Raw genomic sequence first — 5,922 nt, 5'->3', positions numbered from 1 at the left:
CTCGGCACGGCGGGCGGTCTCGCGGCCGGTCTCCTCGTCCGGGTCGCCGAGCAGCTCGGCGGCCTCGTCGAGCAGCGGCACATCGGCCGGAGTCCACGCCCGATCGACCCGATCGACCCGATCGACGGCCGCTGTACCCGCCGTACCCGCGCCGTCGCGCTGCACCGGGATCCGGGCGGACGCCGCGGTCGTCCGCCGGTCCTCGAGCAGGGATCGTTCCGCCGGGGTGAGCCGGCTACCCGCCGCGCGCGCCAGGGCCGCCGGATCGGCGAAGAGCTCCTCGAGGAGCCGCTGGGGGGTCAGCAGCGGCCAGAGGCCGTCGAGCACCGTACGGACCCCCTCCTCCGACCACAGGTCCCGGGTGATCTGGCCACGTTCGTCGGCGTCGAGCAGCCCGCCCGGGATCTGGTTCACCACCTGGGTGGTCAGCTCGGCCACCAGCTCGCGCAGGAAGATCCGACGGGCCGAGTTGTGCGGGCGGCGGCTGCGCCGCGCCCGGGTGCGGGCCCGCGCGACCGTGTCGCGACCGAGGCGCAGCATGCGATCGTCGTAGGGGATGAGCACCTCTCGCCGCGGCAGCCGCTGCCGGTCCCTGACGGCGGCGGCGATGACCTCGACCATCCTCGGATCACCCTTGAGCGCCGCGGTCGCGACGTCCTCGACGCCGTGCGCGTCGACCCCGGGAAAGAGCCGTCCCGGCGTGGCGAAGATCACCCCGGTCTCCCCGAGGGAGGGCAGCACCTGGTCGATGTAGCGCAGGAACACCGGACTCGGCCCCACGACCAGCACGCCGGACTGGTCGAGCCGAGCCCGGTCGTTGTAGAGCAGATAGGCGGCACGGTGCAGCGCCACCGCGGTCTTACCGGTCCCCGGTCCACCGTCGACGACGAGCACGCCGTTCGCCCGCGCCCGGATGATGCGGTCCTGCTCGGCCTGCAGAGTGACGATGATGTCGTGCATGCGCCCGGTCCTGGGCGCGGCCAGCGCCTCGAGCAGCATCGTGTCGCCGGACGCTGTCACCCCGCCGGACTTGCCCGTGGCCGTGCCGGTGCCGGTGCCGGTGGCCATGTCGACCGGCAGGCTCAACGGGTCGTCGGCGATGCCGGTGACCTCCCGGCCCTTGGTCCGCAGATGACTCCGGCGCACCAGACCATGCGGATCGGCCAGCGTCGCCCGGTAGAAGGCGGTGGCCACCGGGGCCCGCCAGTCCACCAGGATCGGTTCCTGCCCGCTGTCGGACAGGCCGATCCGGCCGATGTACGTCCGGCGCCCGTCGGCGTAGTCCATCGCGCCGAAACACAGCCGTCCTTCGGCGGCGTCGAGGCAGGCGAGCCGGTCGGCGTGGGTCGCCGCGAACACGTCCCGTTCCACGAGTGATTGGGGGGTGCCCGTGCCACTTTCCAGCAGGACCCGGCGCAGCTGCCCACGGGTGATCTCGCGGACCTCGTCCAACCGGATGTACAGCGTGTCCAGGTAGGCCTGTTCACGGGCGCGCTCGACGTCCTGCGTGGTCGGCACCGGCTCTCCCTCCCGGTCGCGGTCGGATTCTTGGATTGCGGCTTCCCGGGCTGCGAGCCGACGCCGTCAGGTGAGCCAGGAAGGGTAACAGCCCCTCCCCCGCAGATCTTCCCGACCCGCCCGGTGACCCGGCTCTGGTGACCCCACCCTGGTAATGACATGTCCACGACAACGACGGCGTGTCCACGAACGACTCCGGCGACCCCGGCGACCCCGGCGAGCCGGCCCGCGCCATCCGGCCCGGCTGCCGGAATGCCGCATCATCGCTGTTCCAGGTTACGGATGTCCGGCGACTGGATACCCCGCAATGATCCACCTGGTGCGAGGTAGCGACCCACCTGATCCGAGGTAGCGAGCGGCCCGGGCGAAGGAGCCGTTTCCGGCGGTTCCTTCGCATCCACGGTGAACGGCATCCCGGGCTGGGGCGTCCACCGAGGTGAGATGCTCCACCAGGGCGCTGTCGAAGGCCGGCAGATCGTCCGGCCTGCGGCTGCTGATCAGCGTGTTCGGCCCGGACCGGCAGATGACGACCTGCTCGTCCACGACCTCGGCCCCGGCGTTGCGCAGATCGGTACGCAGGCTCGGCCAGCTCGTGATCCGCCGTCCGCGGACCACGTCCGCCTCGATCAGGGTCCACGGAGCGTGGCAGATCGACGCCACCGGGCGGCCGGCGTCGAAGAAGTACCGGACGAACTCGACAACACCCGGCTGCCACCGCAACTCGTCCGGATTGGCGACTCCGCCGGGCAGCACCAGCGCGTCGAAGTCCGCGGGATCCGCCTCGGCGACCGTGATGTCGACCGGGAAGGTGTCCGCGGGGTCCAGATGCCGGAACGCCTGCACCCTGCCTCCCTCCGTCGACACCAGCACCGGCCTCAGGCCGGCCTGCTCGATGGCCTTCCACGGCTCGGTGAGTTCGGCCTGCTCGACGCCCTCCGGCGCCACCAGAAACGCGATCTTGCGTTGAATCCTGTCGTCGTGCGTCGTCATCGACACGTCCTCCTACCTGACTCCTGCCTGCCTGCTGCCTGCCTGCCTGCTGCCTCGCCGGTTGGGGTCGGGACCGGACTGGCGTCAGGGCCTGCTCGCCGCCTCCCGCAGGTCGGTGACGTCGTGCTCGAGACGCGCCCGCACCAGCGCGGCAACCAGCCGCGGGAAGTCCTGCCGGCCGACCAGCGCGGCGAGCCTCGCCGGGTCGGTCGGCAGCCCGAGCGCTCCGGCCGTTCTCCGGGTGCGTTCGTCGAGGTGGGGCACCAGCTCGTCCCATCCCGCCTGCGCCTCGCGCAGGAAGATGTCGGCACCGACCGGCCCGATCCCCTTGATCTTCTGTAGCAGCTCTCGCTCCCGGTCCGGGGAGTGCTCGGCGGCATCCCGCAGCCGGCGGACATCACCGTCGTAGGTGTCCATCAGGTAACGGCAGGCCGCCTCCAACGTCCGAGAGGTGCTCTCGTCGTAGCGCGCGTACCCGCTGCCGTTCAGCACCCGGGTACGGTCCTCCCAGGTCGCCTCGGCCATGGCGGCGGCGTCGGTCCAGCCGGCGTCCATCAGGGAACGGCAGGCTGCGACCGCGATCGACGTGCGGATCCGTGCGCTCGCAAGCAGGGCGAAGACGATCATCCTGAACATCGCCTCCGCGGTGTCGGCCGGCACGTCGGCGCCGATCTCGTCGGCGTAGGTCCGCCCATGCCGGGCGAGCAGTTCGGCGAGCACCGCTTCTGTGTCGGTTCCAGCCATGCAGTGGGACTACCCGCGATCCCCGCCATCACTCCGCCCCGTCCATGCCGCCCCGGCGGGGCGGTACCCACCCACCACGTCCGCGGCGGTGTCTCGGGCCCGCCACCCGACGCCTCGCTACCCGACGCCCGGCTTCCGCCTGCCTGCCGTTGGTCCGCCCCCGGCTGTTCCCCTCAGCACGTGCCCTCTACCCGGTCGGGAGGGCAGGCTGGGGGTAGACACTTGAGAGAAGGGAGGCTGAGATGCCCACCAAAGCAGCACGGTCCGCGCTGGTTCCCCTGACTCCCGACCTGGCTCGGGAGGTGGTCGCCGCATCCGCCGCGGCGCCGTCCATCCATAACACGCAGCCGTGGCGCTGGCGCCTGGAGGCAGGCCGGCTCGCCCTTCTCGCCGACAGCACCCGCCAGCTCAAGGTCGCCGATCCCGAGGGCCGGCAGATGCTGTTGAGCTGCGGAGCGGCGCTGTTCAACGCTCGGCTGGCGCTGCGGGCCCGCGGCGAGGTCCCCGTGGTGGAGCCGCTACCCGACGGCGTTGACGACTTCCGCTCCGCTCCGCTCGCCACCATCTCGGTGATCGGCCATCAGCCTACCGAGGACGACGAGCGGGCGTTGGCCGATGCCATCCCGCGGCGGCACACCGATCGCCGGCCGTTCGACGACCAGCCGTTGCCGACCGAGGTAATCAGCCGCCTGCGTGCCGCGGCCGAGGCGGAGGGCTGCTGGCTTACCGCGCCGATCGACCCGGAGCTGCGCGTCCAGGTCAGCGTCCTGCTGTCCCGGGCGGACTGGATCGAGGCGCACAACGCGGCCTACCGGGAGGAACTGGCCTCGTGGAGTCGAATGGGGTCCACGTCGGCCGACGGCATCCCGCGCAGCGCAGTCGTCCACACCGACGCCCCGCGCCAGTCCGAGTTTCCGATGCGGGACCTCGACGTGGTCGGCGAGGCGGGGACCGTGCTGGACGAGACGGATGTGGAACGGCCCGGCATCCTGATCATCGGCACCGATGCGGACACGACCGCCGACCGGCTGCGCGCCGGGCAGGCGATGCAACGTGTGCTGCTCACCGCCACCTTGCTCAGTCTCGCCTCGTCGCCGATGTCGCAGGCGATCGACGTCGAGGGCATGCGGGAGCAGTTCCGCGGCACCACCAGCGGTCTCGGGCACGTCCAGATGATCCTGCGGGCCGGCTATCCCGAGCCGGGTGCGCAACCGCTCGGCCCCACTCCCTGCCGGGACGTTGACGAGGTCCTGGAGGTCGTCGGGTCGAATGATCGGGCGTAGCACCATGGCCGGCCGTTCACGTTCAGCCGTTCACGTCCCTTCCTGACACATTTGGCGAAAGCCGCACAGATACGGGGTTGCGTGGGCCGCCAGCCGCTTTGATCGGGACCAGACCGGGTCGCCGGTGGACCGACCGGCAATCGGAGGTGCCGCGAGGTCCGCGACGGCTCGGCCGTGACTCGGGGGTTCCCGGGGACGCGACGCGGCGTTCCCGGGAGACTCCCCCGCCCGGACCTTGGCCAGCCCCGGTCAGATCCCGACCGTACCCTGGTCGGCCCCCGGCCGACGAGGTGGCAGGACATGACCGGATGACGGAGGCCACGCGGGCGCCGAATGCCTGTCACTGCGTTGACATCGAGGTGGCGGGGGCTATTGGGGCCCCGACGGCCCGGTGCCCGGTCACTCTCGCCTAAGATTTTCCCAGCGGTTGACCGTAATGGTTGATCGGGAAATTCCATGATGGATCAAGAGTCGGTGCGCGTCCACCGGCGGGCCCGCGACCTGCGCGGCGTTCCCGGGCGAGGCCGCGGTCGGCACGCGGCGGGTGGGGGTACAGGTCGATGATGTCATCGGATGCGGGTGTGGCGGCACGATCCGCCCCCCTTGGCCCGGACGACCCCCACGAGCTCGGCTCGTACACGCTGCTGGGCAAACTCGGTCAGGGTGGAATGGGCATGGTCTATCTGGGCCGCTCCGGGAAGGGCCGGCTCGTCGCCATCAAGGTGATCCGGAACGAGGCCGTCGGAAACCCCGAGTTCCGAGCCCGGTTCCGGCTGGAGGCCGAGACCGCCCGGCGAGTCGCCCGGGTCTGCACCGCCGAGGTGCTCGACGCCGATCCGGACGCCGAGTGGCCCTACCTGGTCACCGAGTTCATCGAGGGCGAGACCCTCGCCCGGTACGTCCAGCGCAACGGCCCGCTCGCCGATGCCAACCTCGAACAGCGTGGCCGCGGCGCTCACCGCCATCCACAGCGCCGGGATCGTGCACCGCGACCTCAAGCCCGCGAACGTCATCCTCTCACCGTTTGGCCCCCGGGTGATCGACTTCGGTATCGCCCGGGCGGTGGACGCCGGCAGCAACCTCACCGGCGATCTCCAGCAGCTCGGGACGCCGGCGTTCATGTCCCCGGAGCAGATCGAAAGCCGGCCGATCACCTCGGCGGTCGATATCTGGGCATGGGGTGGCCTCGTCGCCTTCGCCGCCACCGGGCACTACCCCTTCGGTGAGGCCTCGGCGCAGGTGCTGCTCTACCGCGCCCTACACGAGGAACCGCAACTCGACGACGTCGACCCGGCGCTGCGCCCGATCGTCTGGCACGCGATGCGCAAGGACCCGAGTACCCGCCCAAGCGCCCAGCAGCTCATGCTGCGCCTGCTCGGCGACCCGT

At 71.3% G+C, this 5,922-nt stretch carries 4 protein-coding genes and 1 pseudogene; 2 read left to right on the top strand and 3 right to left on the bottom strand.

The window, feature by feature from the left end; translation table 11 throughout:
- The 3 genes from AC08ON_RS07375 to AC08ON_RS07365 all read right to left on the bottom strand — a co-directional run.
- On the bottom strand, nucleotides 1-1,518 hold a 1,518-nt coding region (locus AC08ON_RS07375; protein WP_476616678.1), incomplete at its 3' end, for a HelD family protein.
- Nucleotides 1,519-1,794: 276 nt separating this feature from the next.
- Nucleotides 1,795-2,508, bottom strand: coding sequence for a type 1 glutamine amidotransferase domain-containing protein (locus AC08ON_RS07370; RefSeq protein ID WP_476606964.1), 714 nt, complete (start codon nucleotides 2,506-2,508; stop codon nucleotides 1,795-1,797).
- Nucleotides 2,509-2,592: 84 nt separating this feature from the next.
- A complete protein-coding gene (locus AC08ON_RS07365; protein ID WP_476606963.1) occupies nucleotides 2,593-3,252 on the bottom strand; it encodes an HhH-GDP family DNA glycosylase in 660 nt (219 codons plus the stop codon).
- A 242-nt stretch (nucleotides 3,253-3,494) separates the two neighbouring features.
- On the opposite strand from AC08ON_RS07365, the gene AC08ON_RS07360 reads away from it, so the two are divergent.
- The gene (locus tag AC08ON_RS07360) at nucleotides 3,495-4,535 is read left to right on the top strand and encodes an Acg family FMN-binding oxidoreductase (RefSeq protein WP_476606962.1); all 1,041 of its coding nucleotides are present in this window, start codon (nucleotides 3,495-3,497) and stop codon (nucleotides 4,533-4,535) included.
- A gap of 560 nt (nucleotides 4,536-5,095) precedes the next feature.
- Nucleotides 5,096-5,922 (top strand): annotated as a pseudogene (locus AC08ON_RS07355) (serine/threonine-protein kinase); the annotation flags it as partial.

The organism is Frankia sp. CoWAU3 (genome assembly GCF_977971855.1).
The sequence above is the reverse complement of the archived record's forward strand: the minus strand, read 5'-3'. Positions and strand labels throughout refer to the sequence as shown.

Bases quoted from the DNA above. Each gene is read 5' to 3' on its own strand.
- AC08ON_RS07370 (WP_476606964.1), bottom strand. From the start codon at position 2,508: ATGACGACGCACGACGACAGGATTCAACGCAAGATCGCGTTTCTGGTG.
- AC08ON_RS07365 (WP_476606963.1), bottom strand. From the start codon at position 3,252: ATGGCTGGAACCGACACAGAAGCGGTGCTCGCCGAACTGCTCGCCCGG.
- AC08ON_RS07360 (WP_476606962.1), top strand. From the start codon at position 3,495: ATGCCCACCAAAGCAGCACGGTCCGCGCTGGTTCCCCTGACTCCCGAC.